The organism is Caulobacter sp. DWR3-1-2, from assembly GCF_049896225.1.
Classification (GTDB): domain Bacteria; phylum Pseudomonadota; class Alphaproteobacteria; order Caulobacterales; family Caulobacteraceae; genus Caulobacter.
This window is the reverse complement of the sequence record NZ_JAFCTW010000001.1, coordinates 337,193-358,174: the sequence shown is the minus strand read 5'-3', so window position 1 is coordinate 358,174 and position 20,982 is coordinate 337,193. Positions and strand designations below refer to the sequence as shown.

The window sequence follows — 20,982 nt, the reverse complement described above, 5'->3', positions numbered from 1 at the left end:
GAAAACGGGGGTTTCCTAGGGCGATGGCGATCACGCGCTTCAAGCGACTGCGACAATCCCTGGAAGATCTGTTTCCGGAACGCCACCTGTACGTGCGCTCCGGCGGCGAGATGCGCGGTTATGTCTTCTCCACCGGCAAGCAGCTTATGTGCGCCACGGTGATCGCCGGCGCGGCCCTCTGGATGGGCGTCTGCACCGCGGCCATGATGGTCAGCGCCCTCTCCGTCAGCTCGACCGACCAGATGGTCATCAAGCAGAAGGCCTATTACGAACGCCTCAACGCCGACCGCCAGGCCCGTTTGAACAGCGCGATGGTTCAGCTGTCGGCCAACAGCGGCTCGCTCGACGAGCTGGCTAATTCCGTTGAGAAGCGACATGCCGCCCTGGCCTTCCTGGTTAGTGATTTCCGAGGCGTGCCCGGCGCGTCCCAGGCGCTGCAGGTCGTCAAGCCGCACGTGCTCGGCGCCTCGCCGATCGAGCGCATCCAGGCAACGCGGATGGATCAGGAACGCTTGATCGACGCCGCCGAGACCTTCGCCAAGAGCCGCGCCGAGCGCCTGCGCCTGGCCATGCGGATGGCCGGCCTCGACGCGGGGTCGTTCACAGGCCGCAACGGCTCGTCGCTGGGTGGCCCGCTGATCGAGGCCAAGGACCCGCGGGCCCTGGCCGCCGTGCTCGATGTTGACGAAGACTTCGCCAGCCGCATCCAGCACGCCGCCACCGACATGTCGGACATGCGCCAGCTCAGCGCCGCCTCGCAGAAGCTGCCATTTTACCGCCCGACCAACAATCCGGCCTTGAGCAGCAGCTACGGCGTGCGGTTCGACCCTTTCACCCACCGTCCGGCCTTCCATTCGGGCCTGGACTTCCCGGGCGCCTTCTACACGCCGATCATGGCCACGGCCCCCGGCGTCGTGTCCTTCACCGGCGTGCGCTCGGGCTATGGCAATGTGGTCGAGATCGACCACGGCAACGGTTTCAAGACCCGTTACGCCCACCTCCAGGCCACTTCGGTCAAGGTCGGCCAGCGCGTGGCGATCGGTCAGCGCATCGCGGCCATGGGCTCGACGGGTCGATCGACCGGTCCGCATCTGCATTACGAAGTATGGGTCAATGGTCGGGCTCAGAACCCGAACCGTTTCTTGAAGGCTGGTGAGTATGTTCAGCAAGCAAGCTAAGGCGTCCAAGGGTCCGGCGCGCATCGAGCCGTTGCCCATGTCCATGGCTCCAGCCGCAGAGCCAGCGGCCCGCAAGGCCCCGCCCAAGGTCGCCTCGTTGATCTCTCCCGACATCACCATCGAAGGCGGCATCACCGGGGACGGCGAACTGCAGATTGACGGGATCGTGCGCGGCGACGTCAGGGTCGGTCGGTTGACCGTCGGCGAGACGGGCCACATCGAGGGCTCGATCTATGCCGAAGCGGTGGAAGTGCGCGGCCGGGTGGTCGGCGCCGTCACCGCCAAGCAGGTCCGCCTCTACGGCACCTCCTACATCGACGGCGACATCACCCACGAGCAACTGGCGATGGAAACCGGCGCCTTCTTCCAGGGCCGCAGCCTGAAATTCCAGCGTCCGGCCGCGCAGCCGCAGCCTGCTCCCACGCCCCAGGCGCTCGCCGCTCCTGCGCCGATCGCCAAGCCCGCCGGCTAGAGCATTTCCCGACCTGACTGCGTCAGGCCGTGAGCTCTAATCTTCTGTTTTGACGCATTTTTCTTCACGCGAACCGGAACCACTTCGCTCGAAAAATGCTCTCGTTAGAGCCTCAGCGGCTGGACAGCACGAAGGTGTTGCCGATTCGGACCGCGGAACTTGGCGAACGTTCCCCGAAGCTGCTTCTCGGGCGGCCCCTCGAAGACGACCCCCTTTTCGCTCATCTTGCGATAGGTTTGCTCGACGTCGTCGCAGGTGAACGAGCCGTTGAAGAACTTGCCGACGCGATCCTCTTGACCGTCCGGCGTGAACAGCGCGAGACCGGTCTCGGCCCCGGGAATTCTCAGCTTTATCCAGTGCTTGCCCGGCCCCACCGGCTGATCGGTGGCGACGCGCAGGCCCACCTTCTCGGTCCAGAAGGCCAAGGCCCGATCTTGGTCGCAGACTGCGACGCTGACAAATCCCGCTGACGCCATGGCGACGCCAGCAGGACTGAGATCAGGCGTCCCGCGTCGCCCCGACCCGCTGAGCCAGGGACGCGCCCATGAACTCGTCCAGATCGCCGTCGAGCACCCCCTGGGTGTCGGACGTCTCGACATTGGTCCGCAGGTCCTTAACCATCTGGTAGGGCTGCAGCACGTAGCTGCGGATCTGGTGACCCCAGCCGATGTCGGTCTTGAGGTCCTCCAACGCCTGCTGGGCGGCTTCCCGCTTCTGCAGCTCGGCCTCGTAGAGCCGGGCCCGCAGCATCTTCCAGGCTTCCTCGCGGTTCTGGTGCTGCGAGCGACCGGCCTGACAGGCCACAGCGATGCCTGTCGGAATGTGCGTCAGGCGAACCGCCGAGTCGGTCTTGTTGATATGCTGGCCGCCCGCGCCTGAGGCCCGGTAGGTGTCGGTGCGCACGTCGGACGGGTTGATGTCGATCTCGATGGTGTCGTCGACCACCGGATAGATCCAAGCCGAGGCGAAGCTGGTATGGCGCTTGGCGGCGGCGTCATAAGGGCTGATGCGCACCAAGCGGTGCACGCCGGCCTCGGTCTTCAGCCAGCCATAGGCGTTCGTGCCCTTGACCAGCAGGGTGGCCGACTTGATGCCGACCTGATCGCCTGAGGTCTCTTCCACCAGTTCGACCGTCATCTTGTGGGCGTTGGCCCAGCGGCTGTACATGCGCAGCAGCATGCCGGCCCAGTCGCAGGACTCGGTCCCACCGGCCCCGGAATTGATTTCGACATAGCAGTCGTTTCCGTCGGCCTCGCCCGACAGCAAGGCCTCGAGCTCGGCGCGGCCGGCCGTATCCTTCAGCGCCTTGAGTTGGGCGCGAGCGTCCTCCAGCAGGGCGTCGTCGCCCTCCATATCGGCTAGCTCGGCATATTCCAAGGCGTCCTTCAGTCCGGTCACCAGCACCTGAACGGCCTCGACGCGGGTGGCAAGGGCCGCGCGTTCACGCGACACCGCCTGGGCCTCGGAAGGCCGGTCCCACAGGGTCGGGTCTTCGACCCGGGCGTTCAGTTCATCGAGTTTGCGAAGCGCGACATCCCAGTCAAAGACGCCTCCTGAGCAGTCCAATGGACTGCTCGATGTCAGCCGCTGAGGCCTCGACATCCGGTCTCATCACGTAACTCCGTGACAGTGTTGAAGGGCGCGGGACATAGCCCGCGACAGGAGTCGGCGCAATGACCGACTGGATTTAGTAGAGGCCACCAATGTCTGGAGCCTGGCTCGGCGGCTTGCCGGGTCCCGGCGTCGGTGTCGGGCCGACCTTGCCGTCGGGCCAAGCCGCTCCGTAGGGCTGCGGTCCACTGGCGGCGGTGGGAGCCGTGAACTTCGGCTCGGTGCCGGGTCGAAACGCCTCGCGGACGCCGCGAACCATGGCGAACTTGGCGTTCTTGGGGGCCCTGAACTCGGTCTTCGGCTGGCCTTTCAACGCCTCGCGCATGAAGTCCATGAAGATCGGCACAGGGCCGGTCGCACCCGTCTCGCCCTCGCCCAGCGATCGGTTATCGTCGAAGCCAATGAACACTCCAACCACCAGGCTGGGCGAATAGCCCATGAACCAGGCGCTGCGATACTCATTGGTGGTGCCGGTTTTGCCGGCCAACGGATAACCCAGCGAACTGGCCTGGGCGGCAGTGCCGCGCTGGACCACCCCCTGCAGCATCGAGGTCACCTGGTAGGCGGTGATCGGATCCATGACCTGTTCGCCCAAGGCCGGGATGCGCGGGCTCTCGTCGCCGTTGAAGCCGGCGTCGCAGCGCACGCAGTCGCGCTTGTCGGCGCGGAAGATCACCTTGCCCTCGCGGTCCTGCACCAGTTCGATGAGGTGCGGCTCGACCCGACGGCCGCCGTTGACGAAGGGCGTGTAGGCCGTGGTCAGCTTGAAGGGCGTGGTCTCCCCCGCCCCCAGCGCCATGGCCAGCACCGGCGCCATGTCACGGGTGACGCCCGTGCGCTTGGCCATGTCGATGATCTTTCTCATGCCGACGCTCTGGGCCAGGCGCACGGTCATGGCGTTGATCGACTGCTCCAGCCCCTTGCGCAGCGGCAAGGCTCCGTAGAACTTCTTGTGATAGTTCTCCGGGCTCCAATCCTCGCCATTGGCGCCCTTGAAGGTGATGGCGCTATCCACCACGACGCTGGCCGGCGTGTAGCCGTTCTCAAGGGCCGTGGCATAGACGAACGGCTTGAAGGCCGAGCCGGGCTGGCGCATCGCCTGGGTGGCGCGGTTGAAATTGGACAGGGAGAAGCTGTAACCGCCGACCAAGGCGATTACCCGGCCGCTATAGGGTTCCATGGCGACCAAGGCGCCGTTGACGGCGGGGATCTGTCTCAAACGATAGCCCCCGGTGTCGGATCTCTCCACGAACACCAGATCGCCGGCCTTCAAGCCCTTGGTGGCGTTTGCCCAAGCCATGTCCTCACCAACGATCGCCCCCTCGCCGCCGTCCTTGGCCAAGCGCACGCCGCCTGCGGACGAGGTGACCAGCGCGGCGCGCCAGTTGGTCCGTTCGGACGGGGGCTTCAGCTTGATGGCCCTTTCCCAGTCGGTGTCGATCGTCTCGACGTGGCCCCAGGCCCCGCGCCAGCCATGGCGGCGGTCGTACTTTTCCAGGCCCTCCATCAAGGCCACCCGCGCTGCGGTCTGCAGCTTGGGATCCAGCGTAGTACGCATGTAGTAGCCGCCTTCGCTAAGGCGCGGGCCCAGCGTGGCGACGCCGCGTTGCCGGACCTCTTCGACGAAATAGTCGGCGTCGCGATACTTGGCTCGGCTGGGCGCGGCCTGGACGACCAGATCCTCGGCCATCGCCTTGCGAGCGTCGTCCTGGCTGACCCAACCGAGGTCGGCCATCTGCCCCAGGATCCAGTCGCGGCGGGCCTTGGCTTTGCCCTTGTTGCGGATGGGATGATAATTATCCGGTCCCTTGGGCAGGGCGGCCAGATAGGCGCATTCGGCCAGGCTCAGTTCGGGCAGCGACTTGCCGAAATAGTTGTAGGCCGCCGCGCCGACGCCGAACGAGCGGTAGCCCAGCCAGATTTCGTTGAGGTACAGCTCGAGGATCTGCTGCTTGTCGAGCGACTGCTCCAGACGATGCGCCAGGATCGCTTCCTTGAACTTGCGTCCCACCGTCGCATCGCTGGTCAGCAGGACATTCTTGGCCACCTGCTGGGTGATCGTCGAGCCGCCTTCAAGGCGTCGGCCCCGCGCGGCGTTGCCGACATTGTTGAGCATGGCGCGCGAGAAGCCGCTGACATCGACGCCGCCGTGCTTGAAGAAGTTATGATCCTCGGCCGCAAGAAAGGCCTGGGCCAGTTGCGGCGGAATCTGGTCGTAGGGGACAAAGATCCGGCGTTCCTTGGAATATTCGCCGATCAGCGTGCCGTCCCAGGCGTAAACGCGGGTCGCGGTCGGCGGACGATAGTCCTGCAGTTCACCGGCGTCGGGCATGTCGTGGAACAGCCAGGCCGCGTAGATAGCGATAGCGAAGCCGGCCACGGCGATCGCGGACAGCACCGTGACGCCGGCGATGGCGATCCATCGGTCTCTGGGCTTCAGATCCACGCAGCCTCCGTCGGGCGACGCACTTTCGCCCGCTCCGTTCGAATCCTCTAGAGCGCGATCGGCAAAAACGTAAGCGGTTTTGCGGTCGCAGGGCCGGGCCAGGTCCGACGCGTCTTCCCTACCAAGGCTCTAGCGCGCATCGGGCGAGGCGCCAACGGCTCTCGCCATCCTCGCGAACCTGGCTAGCGCGCGGCCAGCCGGGTCTGGGCGGCGAAATAGGACTCGATCGAGCTGGCCACGGCGTCCATCAGTCTGCCACGACCGGCTGGGGTCTGAAGCAACTGCTCATCATCGATATTGGTGATGAAGCCCATTTCGAGCAGGACGGCGGGAATGTCCGGCGCCAGCAGCACGATGAAGCCCGCGTCACGGTGGCTGCGACGCAGCAAGGTCGTCTCTTCCCCGACCGATTGCAGCAGGGTCTCGGCGAAGGCGGCGGAGCGGTTCTTGGTGGCGCGTTGCGACAGGTCCAGCAGGATCTGGCTGACCGCGCGGTCGCGCCCAGGCAGGTTGGCCTTCATCAGCCAGTCGTCCTTCTCGAGCACCCGCGCCACGCGCTCGGTGCCCTTTTCCGACAGGGTGTAGACGCTGGCCCCGCGGGTCGTGGCGTCGGGTCCCGAATCGGCGTGCAGCGAGATGAACAGGTCGGCGTCGGCGCGACGGGCGATCTGCACTCGCGATTCCAAGGGAACGAAGGTGTCGGACTGACGGGTCAGGACCACGGTGTAGCGGCCCGATTTTTCCAGCCGGGATTTCAGCGCCTTGGCGGCGGCCAGGGTGACGTCCTTTTCGGCGGTGGTGGCGCCCGACGAGCCAGGGTCCTTGCCGCCGTGGCCGGCGTCGATGACGATCACCTTCTTCAGGCGGAGGGCTGAGGCCTTGACCGATGCTGACACGAGGGTTGGTCGAAGCGCCGGCGACTGGGCCGCGCCCACTGAATCGGTCGCTTTGAGATCGATGACATAGCGATAGGCCGACGTCCCGTCGCCGGGGGGCAACAGGAAACGGCGGCGAACCTCGGCATTGGCCTTGAGGTCGAGGCGAAGGCGCGCGCCGCCCGCGGCCTCGTCGATCGACCAGCGCTCGACAAGCCCCTGCCCCGTACCCTGCAGATCACCGGCGATGGTGACGTTGGGCAGGCCGATCACCACGCGGCGATCTCCAGTTCCGTCGGCCAGCAGCTTGCCGGAGGCCGCGCGATCCAGATCGATGACGATGCGGGTCTCGTTGCGGTCGCCGCCGAAGCGGACCTTTTGCACGCCTGCGGCCGGCGCGGGCCCCTGGGCCATGGCCACCGCGACGCCAGCCAGCGCCAAGCCGCCGACGATCATCGCCGCGCGCGCCCAACCCGTTCTTGCCGCCGAGATCAAAACCCTAGCCATGCCCGCCCGTTCGCCCCGCGGCGTTCAACCTAACCAAACCACGATATCTGCATCTTCGAGTAGAGAAACCGTTAACCCACGATGCGACATGGCCGCGCGAACGGCTTCAGTCGAGTGCTTTTCTTTTGTGATGCGTTGTTGCTACACTATGGTCCGCGCGCTGAACGCCCTGATCGTCATGGCGGTAAGCGCGAGTGGTTCCTATCTCGCGGACACTTGCATCCCCTTAGGGTGCAAATCACGTCCGTGGCCGGAATCGCCGGACTGAATTGAGTTTGGGCGCGATTACCAGCGTGAGGCACGAAGCCTTCGTCTGGATCGTCCCGCAGGGCCCGCGTCGGACCCTTAAGCCAACCCTGGCGTCGACGCTCCCTCCGATCCGCGCCCCCCGGCGCGTTTAAGGAACACAGAAACCTTATGGGCTGCGCCGCACCCGACCGCCTCTGGCGACCGACCTTCCGCAACCGCCTTGGCGGTGCGACGGGCGGTGACGTGCGCGCCCTTCATTCATATCGGCGCCCGAGCCCAGCGCTCGCCGTGCGCCGTGGAGATACCCTTTATGTCGAAAAAGATGTTGATCGACGCCGCCCACGCCGAAGAGACGCGTGTGGTGGTCGTGGATGGTACCCGGGTTGAAGAATTCGATTTTGAAAGCCGGACCCGCAAACAGCTCCGAGGAAATATCTATCTCGCCAAGGTGACCCGCGTTGAGCCCAGCCTGCAGGCTGCGTTCATCGAGTATGGCGGCAACCGTCACGGTTTCCTGGCCTTCAACGAGATTCACCCAGACTATTACCAGATCCCGGTCGCCGACCGCGAAGCGCTGATGCGCGACGATTCTCACGACGATGAGGATGACCATCACCATGGCCGTGATGGCGGCAACGAAGGCGACGCCGTCGATGACGAGGACGACGCCGTCGAGGAAGAACTGGCGCGCCGCAAACGCCGCCTGATGCGCAAGTACAAGATCCAGGACGTGATCCGCCGCCGGCAGATCATGCTGGTTCAGGTCGTCAAGGAAGAGCGCGGCAACAAGGGCGCGGCCCTGACCACCTATCTGTCGCTGGCCGGCCGCTACGGCGTCCTGATGCCCAACACCGCCCGCGGCGGCGGCATCAGTCGCAAGATCACCACGGTCACCGACCGCAAGCGTCTCAAGAGCGTCGTGCAGGGGCTGGACGTCCCGCAGGGCATGGGCCTGATCGTCCGCACGGCCGGCGCCAAGCGCACCAAGGCCGAGATCAAGCGCGACTACGAATATCTGCTGCGTCTGTGGGAAAACATCCGCGACAACACGCTGCACTCGATCGCCCCGGCGCTGATCTACGAGGAAGAAGACCTCGTCAAACGCGCCATTCGCGACATGTATGACAAGGAGCTGGAAGGCATCTGGGTCGAGGGCGAGGCTGGCTACAAGGAAGCGCGCGAGTTCATGCGCATGCTGATGCCCAGCCAGGCCAAGAAGGTGTTCCCGTATCGGGAGCCGGCGCCGCTGTTCGTCAAGCACAAGATCGAGGACCATCTGGCCCAGATCTATTCGCCAACCGTGCCCCTGCGGTCGGGCGGCTATCTGGTGATCAACCAGACCGAAGCCCTGGTGGCCATCGACGTCAACTCGGGCAAGGCGACCCGCGAGCGCAACATTGAAGCCACCGCGCTGAAGACCAACCTGGAAGCGGCGGAAGAAGCCGCCCGCCAGCTGCGTCTGCGCGACCTGGCCGGCCTGATCGTCATCGACTTCATCGACATGGATGAAGGCAAGAACAACCGCGCCGTTGAAAAGGTCCTGAAGGACTCGCTCAAGGACGATCGCGCCCGCATCCAGATGGGCAAGATCAGTGGTTTTGGCCTGATGGAAATCAGCCGCCAGCGCCGCCGCACCGGCGTGCTGGAAGGCACCACCCACGTCTGCGAACATTGCGACGGCACCGGCCGCGTCCGCTCGGTCGAGTCCAGCGCCCTGGCGGCGCTTCGCGCTGTCGAGGTCGAGGCCCTGAAGGGCGGCGGCGCCGTCACCCTGAAGGTCAGCCGCCCGGTCGGGATCTACATCCTGAACGAAAAGCGCGCCTATCTGCTGCGCCTGCAACAGACCCACGCGCTGTTCGTCACCGTGCTGGTCGATGACGCCCTGCACCAGGCCGAGCACGATATCGACCGCACCGAGCTGGGCGAACGCCCGGCCCCGCAGATCTTCGCCCCGATCGAGCCGGACCCCGTCTATGAGGACGAGGCGTTCGACGACGAGGAGGACGAGGACGAAGAAGAGATCGAAGCCGAGGTCGAGCCCTCGGATGAGGAGAGCGCCGAGCCGCGCCCTGCCCGTCCGGCCCGCGCCGAGCCGGCTGAGGATGACGCCAACGGCCGTCGCGGTCGTAAGCGCCGGCGTCGCGGCGGTCGTCGAGACGACGCTGAAGAGGCCCCGGCCGAAGCGGCCGGCGTCGAGGACGAGGAAGACGCCGACGGTGTCGAACGCGCCGAGGGCGACATCGAGGGCGAGGACGAGGAGTCCCGCCGCCGTCGTCGCCGTCGCGGTCGCCGTGGCGGTCGTCGTGGCGGCCGCGAGGACGGCGATCGTCCGGCCGACGCCTTCACCTGGGCCCGACCGCGGGTGCCGTTCGGCGAGAACGCCTTTGTCTGGCACGATCCCGAAACCCTGGATGGCGGCCGCGGCGAGCGTCGCCCTGAGCGAGCCGATCGTCCCGAGCGCGTAGAGGCGGCGGAAGCGGTCGCCGCGCCTGTCGCGGAAACCGCCGCGCGTCCCGAACGCGCCGAACGCGCCGAACGCGGTGGTCGCCGTGGGCGAGGCCGTGGCGAACGCACCGAACAGGTGGCCGACGCCTCGAGCGTCGAACGGGCTCCCGCTCAACGGGTCGATGTCGCCGATCTGGAGCCGGCGCCGCTGGCCCCGGCGGTGATCGAAGGTCCGCCGGCCGATATCTGGGTCGAACTGCCGCCGCAGGAAGACGCGCCGAAGAAGGCGCGCCGTCCGCGCAGCCGGGGTCGCAAGACCACCGACGAGGTCGTTGAAACCGTGGAGGCCGAAACCGTGGAGGTCGAAGCCGTGGCGGAAACGCCGGTCGCCGAAGCCACCCCGATCGCCCCTCCGGTGATCGAGGACACGCCGATGGTGGCCGCCGACGTCGAGGTCGTCGCTCCAACCCCAGAGCCCGAGCCGGTCGCTATCGAGCCCGCTGAGACGCCTGTCGCGGTCGAGCCCGATCCGTCCGAGATCCTGACCCCGCCTGAAAAGCCCAAGCGCGGCTGGTGGCGTCGCGGCTGATAAGCCGTGATGAAGGCCGGCGGGGCCCTGGTCCCGCCGGCCTTCATCACTATCTCCGTGGGGAACTCGATCGACCGCTGTTTCCAGGTCGCCGAGAACCGCGTTAGACTGCTGTTTGAGCGCGGGGGCGCGATCAGGAGAGCTTCGATGACCTCCCGCAGTTGGGCGGCTTCCGGCAAGAACGGTCTGCGAACCGGCTCGGCGCTTTCGGCGCTGATCCTGCTCGCGGCCACGCTGACGCCGGCCACGCCGGCTAGCGCCCAGAACGGCGCCTCCCTGATCCGCGACACCGAGATCGAGGAAATCCTGCACCGCGACGCCGACCCGATCTATGCGGCGGCGGGCCTGGACCCAAAGACGGTGCGTATCTTGCTGGTCGGCGACAAGGAACTGAACGCCTTCGCCACCCAGGGCCTGATGATGGGTCTCAACACCGGCCTGATCCTTCAGACCGAGACGCCCAACCAGTTGAAGGGCGTCATTGCCCACGAAACCGGCCACCTGGCCGGCGCTCACCCGCTGCGCTCCGACGAGATGATGAAGGCCGGCCTCAAGCCGATGATCCTGACCATGGGCCTGGGCGTGCTGGCCGCCTTGGCCGGCGCCCCCGACGCCGGGGCCGTGCTGATGGGCAACGCCCAGTATTTCGGCGCCCTGGGGGCCCTGGGCTACAGCCGCGACCAGGAGTCCCGGGCCGACCAGGCCGGCGCGGGCTTTCTGGAGGCCACCGGCCAGTCGGGTCGCGGCCTGGTCGAGTTCTTCGACAATTTCCGCTATCAGGAGGTCTTCGACCAGTCGCGGCGTTTCGCCTATTTCCGCAGCCACCCGCTGTCGGGCGACCGGATCGACGCCCTGCGCGGCCGGGTCGAGAAGCAAGCGCATTACAACGCCGTCGATGATCCGGAGTCCCTGGCCGAACACGAGATCATGAAGGCCAAGCTGGAGGGCTTCATCAATCCCGGCGTGGCGATCGTCAAGTACAAGGAAAGCGATCGCGGCTTTCCAGCTCGCTATGCCCGGGCCATCGCCTATTACCAGATGAAGGAGCCCGACCGGGCCCTGAAGATTCTGGAAGGCCTGATCGCCGAGAACCCGAACAATCCCTATCTCTGGGAGCTCAAGGGCCAGATCCTGTTCGAGTTTAACCGTGTCAAGGAGGCCGAAGAGCCCCAGCGCCGCTCGGTGGCGCTGAAGCCTGACGCCGCCTTGCTGCGGGTCAATCTGGGCCAGACCCTGATCGGCCAGAGCGACCCCAAGAAGGTCGAGGAGGGCATCGCCGAACTGAAGCGCTCGCTGATCGACGAGAGCGACAATTCGGTGGCCTGGCGCCTGCTGGCCCAGGCCTATGACCAGCGCGGCGAGGACGGCGAGGCCCGCCTGGCCACCGCCGAGCAGTATTTCAACATGGGCGCCACCCAGGAGGCCCGCGTCTTCGCCATGCGAGCCCGGGAACTGCTCAAGAAGGACAGCGTCGAATGGCGTCGCGCCACCGACATCGTCCTGACCTCCAACCCTTCCAACCAGGACCTCAAGGATCTGGCCAAGGAAGGCGCCGTCACCTCGGGCCTGCGCCGCTAGTCGCCGCCCTTTCCAGAGACCTCCATGCCCTTTCAACGTCCGCTGGCGCTGGCCGCCGCGTCCCTCGCCGCCCTTTCCCTGATCGCCTGCGGCCCGGCCAAGCCGGACAAGGCTTTCGGCGAGAAGGTCCATGCCTATCTCCTGGCCAATCCCGAAGTGCTGATGGAGGTCAGCGCCAAGCTGCAGGAAAAGCAGGCCGGCCAGGCCGCCGAGAAGGCCAAGGACGTCATCGGCAAGTATCGCCAGGCGCTGGAGCGCGATCCACGTGACTTCGTGGCCAATCCGAATGGCTCGATCACCGTGGTCGAGTTCTTCGACTACCGCTGCGGCTACTGCAAGCTGGCCGCGCCGCAGGTGGTGGCGCTGATCCAGCAAAACCCCGACGTGCGGTTCGTGTTCAAGGACTTCGTGATCTTCGGCCATGATTCCGAGGTCGCCGCCCGCATGGTCCTGGGGGCCAAGGACCAGGGCAAGACCATCGCTCTGCATCAGCGCCTGATGGCCGAGAAGAGCCTGGACGCCGCCGCCGTGATTCGCATCGCCGGCGAGGTCGGCATTGATGTCGCCAAGGCCCAGGCCGTGGCGACCAACGCCACCACCACCCAGCACCTGGCCGACACCCACGCCCTGGCCGAGGCCCTGGCCATCGAAGGCACGCCGGCCTTCTTTGTCGGCGACAAGATGATCGCCGGAGCCGACATGGAAGCGCTGAAACTGGCCATCGACAATGTCCGGGCGGGACGGGCGAAGAAGGTTTAGGGGCTCACCCACTTGCCCCCACCTGACCGCTTTGCGGTCTTTCCGCCCCCTCGCCGCGACAGGCGACGAAGTCGCCAGGTGGGGGCAAGTCGGTGTGATCTCACGCCAATCTGGCTGTGAGGCGAATTGGGAAGGGTGCGAAGCGCCCGGGCCTCGCCCGGAATAGCTTTGAGTAGATGTACCGTTTCGACAAGGTCGGACGCTTCGCGTGGCCTTCAGACGGGAGCCATCGAAGCGCGGGGTCTTAACCCGCTTCCGAAGTTGGCCCCCGGCGGGCGGAAGGGCGGCTAACCCCTCCGGACCGTGCGGGCGATTTCAGCCCGCACCTGCCAGCCTGTCCGCCGACCCTGAGCGCCGGGGCTTCGTCACCTGAATGAACCTGCCCCAACTCCAACCCAAGGCGTCTCCTTGACGGAGACACGGCGGACAAGCCTTCCCGCTCGACCACCCCTGAAAGCCGCCTCGGTCGCCGTACGTGCGCCCTCCCCGTGCTTTCAGGTGAGACCAGTATGCGGGCGGTCTGACAGGGGGAGCATCAAATCAGGTCGAGAAAATTCAACGCGTTGAAATCGCGAGACTTTGCTTCCTATCCACCGAGCATTGACGTCTGCTGACGGGGGACATGCGCATGTCCCCAATCGCCGGCTCAGGCGTCCTTGGCCAGCTTGACCAACTGCACGAGGATTTTCTCCGCCGCGTCGAGCCGGCTGGCGGGCGTGTCCCACTCGCCCTTGATCACCACCTTCTGGTCGGGACGCACCTTCCAGACGATGTTGTTCTTGGCCACGAACTGCATCAGCGCCATCGGATTGGCGTAGATGTCGTTGCGGAAGCTGGCGACCGCGCCCTTGGGGCCGACGTCGATCTTGGCGACATTGGCCTCGCGGCACAGGCCCTTGATGGCGACGACCTTGAGCAAGCTATCCGTCTCGGGCGGCAGCGGACCGAAGCGGTCGATCAGCTCGGCGGCTAGGGCCTCGCGGTCGGCGGACTTCTCGGCTTCCGAAAGGCGGCGATACAGCGACAGCCGCACGTTCAGGTCGGGCACATATTCGTCGGGGATCATCACCGCAGCGCCGGTGTTGATCTGCGGCGACCAGCCGCGATCCTCGCTGAGGGCCTCGGCCCCCTGGCGCTGGCGCAGCTCGGCGACGGCGTCCTCCAGCATCTGCTGGTACAGCTCGACGCCGATCTCCTTGATGTGGCCGCTCTGCTCGTCGCCCAGCAGGTTGCCGCCGCCGCGCTGGTCCAGGTCGTGGCTGGCCAGCTGGAAGCCGGCGCCCAGGCTGTCCAGCGACTGCAGCACCTTCAGCCGCTTCTCGGCCGACAGGGTGATGGTCTTCTCGTTGGGCGTGGTCAGATAGGCGTAGGCCCGCGCCTTGGACCGGCCGACCCGGCCGCGGATCTGGTAGAGCTGAGCCAGGCCGAACATGTCGGCGCGGTGGACGATCAGGGTGTTGGCCGAGGGAATATCGAGCCCACTCTCGACGATCGTCGTCGCAAGCAGCACGTCGTACTGGCCCTCGTAGAAGGCGGTCATCACGTCTTCCAGCTGGGTCGGGGCCATCTGGCCGTGGCCCACCACATATTTGACCTCGGGCACCTGGACGCGGAGGAACTTCTCGATCTCCTCCAGGTCCTTGATGCGCGGCACCACATAATAGGCCTGGCCGCCGCGATACTTTTCGCGCAGCAGGGCCTCGCGCAGGGTCACCGGATCGAAGGGGCTGATATAGGTGCGCACCGCCAGGCGGTCGACCGGCGGGGTGGCGATGATCGACATTTCCCGGATGCCGCTGAGCGCCATCTGCAGGGTGCGCGGGATGGGCGTGGCGGTCAGGGTCAGCATGTGGACGTCGGCCCGCAGCTCCTTGAGCTTCTCCTTGGCCTTGACCCCGAAATGCTGCTCCTCGTCGACGATGACCAAACCCAGGTCCTTGAACGACACCTGCTTGGACAGGATGGCGTGGGTGCCGACCACGATCTCCAGCTGGCCATTGGCGAGGCCCTCGCGGGTCTCGGCGGCCTCCTTGCCGGTGACCAGGCGCGACAGGCGGGTGATCTTGACCGGCCAGCCCTGGAAGCGGTCCTTGAAGGTCTTGTAGTGCTGGCGGGCCAGAAGCGTCGTCGGGCAGACGATGGCCACCTGCTTGCCGCTCATCGCCACCACGAAAGCCGCGCGCAGGGCGACCTCGGTCTTGCCAAAGCCCACGTCGCCGCAGATCAGCCGGTCCATCGGCTTGCCCGAGCCGAGGTCCTCCAGAACGTCGGCGATGGCCGACAACTGGTCGTCGGTCTCCTCATAGGGGAAGCGGGCGCAGAACTCGTCGAACACCCCGTGCGGCGGCTCAGTCTCTTCCACCGACTTCAGCTGGCGGGCGGCGGCGATCTGGATCAGGCCCTCGGCCATGATCCGCAGCCGTTCCTTGGCCTTGGACTTACGCCCCTGCCAGGCTGCGCCGCCCAGCTTGTCCAGCTGGACGTTCTCGCCGTCGGCCCCGTAGCGGGTCAGCAGGTCGATGTTCTCGACCGGCAGATAGAGCTTGCTCTCGCCGCCATACAGCAGGTCCAGGCAGTCGTGCGGCGCGCCCTGCACATCGAGGGTCTTGAGGCCTTCGTAGCGGCCGATGCCGTGGTCGATATGGACGACCAGGTCGCCAGGGGTCAGGGCGCTGGCCTCGGCCAGGAAATTGGCGGCGCGACGCTTCTTGCGCGGCCGGGCCAGGCGGTCGCCGAGGATGTCGGTCTCGGAGATCACGACAAGCGTGTCGGTCTCGAAACCGTTGTCGAGCGGCAGGACCACGCGCTGCGGGACCTTGGGATCGGCGGCCTTGGCGGCCTGCCAATAGGCGGCGAAGTGGATCCTGGTCAGGCCATGATCGGCCAGCATCATGCCAAGGCGCTCGGACGAGCCTTCCGACCACGACGCGAACAGCACGCGTTTCCCCTGCCCGGCCAGGGTGGTGGCGTGTTCGGCTGTGGCCTGGAAGAGGTTGACGCTGTCCTGGGCCCGCTCGGCGGCGAAGGTGCGACCGAGCTTTGCGCCCATGTCGATGACGTCGAGCCCTTGAGGCTGGAAGGGCGTGAACTTGCGGTTGGGGCGGTTGTCGAGCGCCTGATCCCACTCGGCGGCGGTCAGGTAGAGGGCGTCGGGCTTCAGCGGGCGATAGGCCGACTTGCGGTCGGCCGAGGCGCGGGCGTCATAGGCGTCGGCGATCATCGCCAGGCGCTCGTCGCGGCTCTCGGTGACCTGGTGGTCGACCCCGACCAGGGCCCCCTCCGGCAGATAGTCGAACAGGGTCGCCATCCGCTCATAGAACAGCGGCAGCCAGTGCTCGAGGCCGGCCCGGCGGCCGCCTTCGCTGACCGTTGCGTAGAGGGCGTCGTCGCCCGGCGCGCCGAACTCGCGGATATATCCGCCGCGGAACCGCGAAATGCCCGCCTTGTCGAGCAGGGCCTCGCTGACCGGCAGCAGCTCGACGGTCTTCAGCGACTTGGTCGAGCGCTGAGTCTCGGGATCGAAGGCCCGGATGCTTTCCAGCGTGTCGCCGAACAGGTCCAGTCGCACCGGCTCCTCGGCGGCCGGTGGATAGACGTCGATCACCCCGCCGCGGATCGCGAACTCGCCGCGCTCCGAGACGGTCGAGGCCCGCACATAACCGTTGATCGCGAAATAGCGCTCCAGGTCGGCCACATCGACCACGCCCCCGACCTTGGCCCCGTAGCTGGCCCGTTGCAGCACGGCCTTCTCCGGCACGCGTTGCAGCAGGGCCGGCGCGGCGGTGACCAGGATGGCCGGCTTGTCCTTGCCCAGGCCCTGGGCCAGGCGGTGCAGGGTGGCCATCCGCGTGGCGGCCACGCCGGCCGAGGGGCCGATGCGGTCATAGGGCAGGCAGTCCCAGGACGGGAACAGCACGGCCTCGATCTCGGGGGAGAAGAACTTCAGGGCGTCGATGAAGGCGCTGGCCCGCGCGGTGTCGCGGGCCACGAAGACGGTCAGCCCGCCGCGCGCCCGGGCGATGTCGGCCATCACCAGGGCGTCAAACCCCTCTGGCGCCCCGGCCAGGGTCAGGCCCCCGGCGGCCTTGGCGATCTGTTTGGCGTCGTAGGCCATGCAACTCTTCAAAGATTGATCAGCGACAACGCCGCCGGTGTGACTGCTGTTACTCAAATTCCGCTCATCCCGGCGAATGCCGGGACCCAGATTCGTCCGGGTCGGCATGTGGGTTTCACCTGGGTCCCGGCATTCGCCGGGATGAGCGGTTTAAAAAACTAGGTTCAGGCCCCGTCCCCAACCGGCCGCACGGCGTGGGCTTCATACCGGAAGGTCTTGATAAGGGTGAGGACATCGGTGTCGAACCTGGCCGGCGTCGCTTCCTGACCGACGATCCAGGCGTAGATCTCGCGATCCGACTCCTCCATCAGGGTTTCGAAGGTGTCGAGCTGCTCAGGCGTCAGGTTCGGCCCATGAATATCCGCGAACGGCCCCAGAATGAGGTCCGCTTCCCGAAATCCGCGGTGCCAGGCCCGGAACTTCAGCCGCCGGAGGCGGGAGTCGTGATCGATGGTCATGTGACCGGGGATATAGAGGGGTCCAGGCGTTGGCGCCAGCTATGGTCAGCGATAGATGCCGGTATAACTGAGGCTGCCGCCGCATTGGCATTCGCCAATTTGCGTGACTGTCCACAACCCATTCTTCTGGATCTGGATATCGAAGCCGTTCCCCTCGGAACCCCGATAGCGTGTCTTACCATCCACCATCTCGGCGACGAACATTTCAAGACCCTCATAGAATCCTGGGACGACCCCGCTATCCGGCGGTGATTCAGGAAGAGGTCCGTTGTCGATGTCGAACTTGAAGACCCTCCAGCCACCGCCTAAATCCCGGCTCCAGATCGTCGCACGCGGATAATGGCCGACGCGATGCAGAGACCTGCCGTGGGATAAGGGGAACGGCGCGCCTTGCACCACCTCGTCAAGGCGGTCCTGGTAGCGATAGCGAACGCACTTTGCGTCCTGACACTTCATGAGCTCTATTCGTAGGTCATTCTCGCTCGCGATCGAGACCCATTCATCCACGCGCCGCTGATCGACAAAGGTCTTGAAGACAGCGCGTTCGAGGCCTGCGAGGGCGGAATCGGCGCAAACCCAACCTTCGACCTGCTTCGGGATAGCTCGGCCCGCCAGATAGCGATCGTGACAGCTGGTCGGCGTGACCGCCCCCGCTGGCCGCGCCCCAAGGCTCGCTGACGCCAGCATGGCCAGCGCCAACAACAGATATCGCTTCAACGAGCTCTTCCCAGCAGGCTAGCAACGGAAGCTTCACTAGGCATGGGATGTACGCCCGTCGCAACCCTTGATACGTCCTGCCAGCCGCCATACCGGCCGAGTCACGAAGGTAGCCGACAGCCATGGCGTCGCTGATGATCCAGGGCTGTGGTTCGGACGTGGGCAAGTCGACCCTGGTGGCGGGGCTGTGCCGGTTGTTCGCCAATCGCGGGCTGATCGTGCGGCCGTTCAAGCCGCAGAACATGTCCAACAACGCCGCAGTGACCAGCGACGGCGGCGAGATCGGCAGGGCCCAGGCGCTGCAGGCCCTGGCCTGCCGCACGCCCGCGACCGTGCACATGAACCCGGTGCTGCTGAAGCCGCAGAGCGATGTCGGCGCCCAGGTCATCGTTCGCGGCCGGATGGCCGGGACCTATAAGGCCCGCGACTTCCAGGGCCTCAAGCCCGACCTGCTGGCCACCACGGTCGACAGCTACCGCCTGCTCGCCGCCGAGGCCGACCTCGTGCTGGTCGAGGGTGCCGGTAGTCCGGCCGAAACCAACCTGCGGGCCGGCGACATCGCCAATATGGGGTTCGCCCACGCCGCCGACGTGCCGGTGGCCCTGGTGGGAGACATCGACCGGGGCCACGTGATCGCCGCCTTGGCTGGGGCGCACCTGGTGCTCGACGCCGCCGACCGCGACCGCATCAAGGGCTTCATCATCAACAAGTTCCGGGGTGATCCTTCGCTGTTCGACGAGGGCCGGCGGGAGATCGTGGCGCGCACCGGCTGGCCGGACCTGGGCATGGTTCCCTGGGTCCACCCCGCTCGGGCCCTGCCCGCCGAGGACGCCGTGGTGCTGGAGCGCCGGGCCCGCGCCGACGGCGACAGGCGCGCGCGGATCGTCGTGCCGATGCTGTCGCGGATCGCTAATTTCGACGAGTTCGACCCGCTTCGCGCCGATCCTGACATCGACTTTTCCTTCCTGCCGCCCGGAACACCCGTGCCCGGCGACGCCGATCTGGTGATCCTGCCCGGCGCCAAGGCCACCCTGGCCGACCTGGCCTTCCTTCGCGCCCAGGGTTGGGACATCGACATCCTGGCCCACGTCCGGCGCGGCGGCCGGGTGCTGGGCGTCTGTGGCGGATACCAGATGCTGGGGCGGACCGTGTCCGACCCCGAGGGTATCGAGGGCCCGCCCGGCGCGGCGGCGGGTCTTGGCCTGCTCGACGTCGAGACCGTGCTGCTCGGCGACAAGGTGCTGCGGGCGGCTTCGGGACGGTTGCTGGACGGCGACGCGGCCTTCTCCGGCTATGAGATGCACATCGGTCGCACGACCGGTCCGGGCGTGGCGCGGCCGATGCTGGTGTTCGACGGCGGGGTGGCGGACGGCGCGGTGTCGGCCGACGGCCGGGTGGCGGGGGCCTATGTCCACGGCCTGTTCGAACGCGGCGACGCCCGCGCGGCCCTGCTGGCGCCGCTGGGCGTGGCGGTATCGCCAGGCGACCATGCGTGCAAGGTCGACGCGGCCTTGGACGAGATCGCGGAGGTGCTGGAGCGATCGCTGGATATCGACGCGATTGGGCGGATCGCGGGGTTGTAGCCGTTCGAGGGACTGTTGGCTGGCCACGTCGTTCCTACGCCCCCAAGATCACGCCGTCGATTCTCGCGAGGCCCGCCGATGCCGACCGCTCTCCCCCGCTCCGCCCTGCGGGCCTTTCTTCAGACCGGATCCGCCGGCGGTCTGCTGCTGATGGGCTCAGCCGCCCTGGCTCTGCTCGTCGCCAACTCACCGCTGGCCGACGGCTATTTCCACGCCCTGCATGTCGATATCGCCGGGCTGAGCGTGGCCCACTGGGTCAATGACGGCTTGATGGCGGTGTTCTTCCTGCTGGTCGGGTTGGAGATCAAGCGCGAGATGGTCGACGGCGAGCTCTCGACCTGGTCGCTGCGCGTGCTGCCCGGCGTCGCGGCCCTGGGGGGCATGGTCGTGCCGGCCCTGATCTATGTGGCCATCAATCGCCATGCGCCTTACAACCTGCGCGGCTGGGCCATTCCCGCCGCCACCGACATCGCCTTCGCCCTGGGCGTACTGTCGCTGCTGGGGTCGCGCGTTCCGGCCTCGCTGAAGATTTTTCTGGCCGCCCTGGCGATCATCGACGACCTGGGCGCCATCCTGATCATCGCCATATTCTACACCGATCACCTGACCCTGTGGGCGCTCGGCGGGGCAGCGTTGGCCCTGGGGGTGCTGGTGGCGATGAACCGGCTCAAGGTCGACAGGCTGTGGCCCTATCTGCTGGTCGGGGCGGTGCTGTGGGTGATGTTCCTGAAGTCCGGGATCCACGCCACCCTGTCAGGCGTGATCCTGGCCATGACCATCCCGATCACCCAAATCTCCAGGAAGGGGTCGCCGGCCCGGACCGAAGACCGACAGTCGCCGTTGCACCGCCTGGAGCATGGCCTGGCGCCGTGGGTCGCTTATCTGGTCGTGCCGGTGTTCGGTTTCGCCAACGCCGGAGTCGCCTTGGGCGGCATTGGCCCGGCGGCTTTGGTCGCGCCAGCCACCCTGGGCGCTGCCCTTGGGCTGTTCGTCGGCAAGCAGATCGGCGTTTTCGGCTTCAGCCTGGCGGCCATCAAGCTGGGCTGGGCCCAACGCCCGAGCGGCGCGTCGATGCTGCAGCTCTATGGCGTCGCCGCCCTGTGCGGCATCGGCTTCACCATGAGCCTGTTCATCAACAACCTGGCCTTCAAGACCCCCCTCCTGCAGGACGAGACCAAGATCGGCGTGCTAGCCGGCTCCATCCTGTCGGCCCTGCTGGGCTGGCTGCTGTTCAGCCTCGCCCGTAAGCCCGCGGCCGACGACACGCGGGGCTGAGACCCATCTCCAGCGAGGATGTCGATCCGGCCGGCGGGCGCACGCCGATCGCCTATGACTGGCACGAAGGCGACATCCGCTGGTCGCGCTATGGCGGAACATGGCGGGACGCAGAGACAGCCTTAG

At 66.5% G+C, this 20,982-nt stretch carries 15 protein-coding genes; 8 read left to right on the top strand and 7 right to left on the bottom strand.

Annotated elements, in window-relative coordinates; all coding sequences use genetic code 11:
* Positions 1 to 23: 23 nt before the first annotated feature.
* Both ACP696_RS01635 and ACP696_RS01630 read left to right on the top strand, forming a co-directional pair.
* Positions 24 to 1,178: a peptidoglycan DD-metalloendopeptidase family protein gene (locus ACP696_RS01635; protein WP_426031515.1), complete on the top strand. Its 1,155-nt coding sequence runs from the start codon at positions 24 to 26 to the stop codon at positions 1,176 to 1,178.
* Positions 1,159 to 1,650 (top strand): bactofilin family protein, encoded by a 492-nt coding sequence (locus tag ACP696_RS01630; protein WP_426011540.1) that lies wholly within the window; start codon positions 1,159 to 1,161, stop codon positions 1,648 to 1,650. The genes ACP696_RS01635 and ACP696_RS01630 overlap by 20 nt, the downstream gene beginning before the upstream one ends.
* Positions 1,651 to 1,754: 104 nt before the next feature.
* Here ACP696_RS01630 and ACP696_RS01625 read toward each other — a convergent pair whose 3' ends face one another.
* From ACP696_RS01625 to ACP696_RS01610, 4 genes are all read right to left on the bottom strand, one after another.
* Positions 1,755 to 2,075, bottom strand: coding sequence for a VOC family protein (locus tag ACP696_RS01625; RefSeq protein WP_426043396.1), 321 nt, complete (start codon positions 2,073 to 2,075; stop codon positions 1,755 to 1,757).
* A gap of 73 nt (positions 2,076 to 2,148) precedes the next feature.
* Positions 2,149 to 3,262 (bottom strand): peptide chain release factor 2 gene (prfB, locus tag ACP696_RS01620; protein WP_426043395.1). Its coding sequence is split into 2 segments (ribosomal slippage): positions 2,149 to 3,192 and positions 3,194 to 3,262, totalling 1,113 coding nucleotides; the frame shifts between segments, so codons are not numbered across the junction.
* A gap of 75 nt (positions 3,263 to 3,337) precedes the next feature.
* Positions 3,338 to 5,707 (bottom strand): penicillin-binding protein 1A, encoded by a 2,370-nt coding sequence (locus tag ACP696_RS01615; RefSeq protein WP_426043394.1) that lies wholly within the window; start codon positions 5,705 to 5,707, stop codon positions 3,338 to 3,340.
* 182 nt (positions 5,708 to 5,889) lie between these two features.
* Positions 5,890 to 7,089 (bottom strand): N-acetylmuramoyl-L-alanine amidase family protein, encoded by a 1,200-nt coding sequence (locus tag ACP696_RS01610; protein ID WP_426011544.1) that lies wholly within the window; start codon positions 7,087 to 7,089, stop codon positions 5,890 to 5,892.
* 417 nt (positions 7,090 to 7,506) lie between these two features.
* Between ACP696_RS01610 and ACP696_RS01605 the strand changes: the two genes are divergently transcribed.
* From ACP696_RS01605 to ACP696_RS01590, 4 genes are all read left to right on the top strand, one after another.
* Positions 7,507 to 7,725, top strand: coding sequence for a hypothetical protein (locus ACP696_RS01605; protein WP_426011545.1), 219 nt, complete (start codon positions 7,507 to 7,509; stop codon positions 7,723 to 7,725).
* Positions 7,649 to 10,372: an Rne/Rng family ribonuclease gene (locus tag ACP696_RS01600; protein WP_426043393.1), complete on the top strand. Its 2,724-nt coding sequence runs from the start codon at positions 7,649 to 7,651 to the stop codon at positions 10,370 to 10,372. Before ACP696_RS01605 ends, ACP696_RS01600 begins: the two co-directional genes overlap by 77 nt.
* Positions 10,373 to 10,519: 147 nt before the next feature.
* Entirely contained in the window at positions 10,520 to 11,950 is a 1,431-nt protein-coding gene (locus ACP696_RS01595; protein WP_426043392.1) for a M48 family metalloprotease, read from the top strand.
* A 24-nt stretch (positions 11,951 to 11,974) separates the two neighbouring features.
* Positions 11,975 to 12,709 (top strand): DsbA family protein, encoded by a 735-nt coding sequence (locus tag ACP696_RS01590; RefSeq protein WP_426031523.1) that lies wholly within the window; start codon positions 11,975 to 11,977, stop codon positions 12,707 to 12,709.
* A 646-nt stretch (positions 12,710 to 13,355) separates the two neighbouring features.
* On the opposite strand, the gene mfd is transcribed toward ACP696_RS01590, so the two are convergent.
* The 3 genes from mfd to ACP696_RS01575 form a co-directional block, all read right to left on the bottom strand.
* Complete coding sequence (gene mfd, locus ACP696_RS01585) at positions 13,356 to 16,823, bottom strand: transcription-repair coupling factor (protein WP_426043391.1); 3,468 nt, start codon at positions 16,821 to 16,823, stop codon at positions 13,356 to 13,358.
* A gap of 164 nt (positions 16,824 to 16,987) precedes the next feature.
* Positions 16,988 to 17,281 carry a succinate dehydrogenase assembly factor 2 gene (locus ACP696_RS01580; RefSeq protein ID WP_426011550.1) on the bottom strand — a complete coding sequence of 98 codons (294 nt, stop codon included), beginning with the start codon at positions 17,279 to 17,281 and terminating at the stop codon, positions 16,988 to 16,990.
* A 45-nt stretch (positions 17,282 to 17,326) separates the two neighbouring features.
* Complete coding sequence (locus ACP696_RS01575; RefSeq protein ID WP_426011551.1) at positions 17,327 to 17,998, bottom strand: hypothetical protein; 672 nt, start codon at positions 17,996 to 17,998, stop codon at positions 17,327 to 17,329.
* 122 nt (positions 17,999 to 18,120) lie between these two features.
* On the opposite strand from ACP696_RS01575, the gene ACP696_RS01570 reads away from it, so the two are divergent.
* Positions 18,121 to 19,581 carry a cobyric acid synthase gene (locus tag ACP696_RS01570; protein ID WP_426043390.1) on the top strand — a complete coding sequence of 487 codons (1,461 nt, stop codon included), beginning with the start codon at positions 18,121 to 18,123 and terminating at the stop codon, positions 19,579 to 19,581.
* Positions 19,582 to 19,659: 78 nt separating this feature from the next.
* Positions 19,660 to 20,856: a Na+/H+ antiporter NhaA gene (gene nhaA, locus ACP696_RS01565; protein ID WP_426011553.1), complete on the top strand. Its 1,197-nt coding sequence runs from the start codon at positions 19,660 to 19,662 to the stop codon at positions 20,854 to 20,856.
* Positions 20,857 to 20,982 lie beyond the last annotated feature (126 nt).

Excerpts from the sequence above, each read along its gene's own strand:
- ACP696_RS01635 (WP_426031515.1), top strand. The coding sequence starts at position 24 with ATGGCGATCACGCGCTTCAAGCGACTGCGACAATCCCTGGAAGATCTG.
- ACP696_RS01630 (WP_426011540.1), top strand. The coding sequence starts at position 1,159 with ATGTTCAGCAAGCAAGCTAAGGCGTCCAAGGGTCCGGCGCGCATCGAG.
- ACP696_RS01610 (WP_426011544.1), bottom strand. The coding sequence starts at position 7,089 with ATGGCTAGGGTTTTGATCTCGGCGGCAAGAACGGGTTGGGCGCGCGCG.
- ACP696_RS01605 (WP_426011545.1), top strand. The coding sequence starts at position 7,507 with ATGGGCTGCGCCGCACCCGACCGCCTCTGGCGACCGACCTTCCGCAAC.
- ACP696_RS01600 (WP_426043393.1), top strand. The coding sequence starts at position 7,649 with ATGTCGAAAAAGATGTTGATCGACGCCGCCCACGCCGAAGAGACGCGT.
- ACP696_RS01595 (WP_426043392.1), top strand. The coding sequence starts at position 10,520 with ATGACCTCCCGCAGTTGGGCGGCTTCCGGCAAGAACGGTCTGCGAACC.
- ACP696_RS01590 (WP_426031523.1), top strand. The coding sequence starts at position 11,975 with ATGCCCTTTCAACGTCCGCTGGCGCTGGCCGCCGCGTCCCTCGCCGCC.
- mfd (WP_426043391.1), bottom strand. The coding sequence starts at position 16,823 with ATGGCCTACGACGCCAAACAGATCGCCAAGGCCGCCGGGGGCCTGACC.
- ACP696_RS01580 (WP_426011550.1), bottom strand. The coding sequence starts at position 17,281 with ATGACCATCGATCACGACTCCCGCCTCCGGCGGCTGAAGTTCCGGGCC.
- ACP696_RS01570 (WP_426043390.1), top strand. The coding sequence starts at position 18,121 with ATGGCGTCGCTGATGATCCAGGGCTGTGGTTCGGACGTGGGCAAGTCG.
- nhaA (WP_426011553.1), top strand. The coding sequence starts at position 19,660 with ATGCCGACCGCTCTCCCCCGCTCCGCCCTGCGGGCCTTTCTTCAGACC.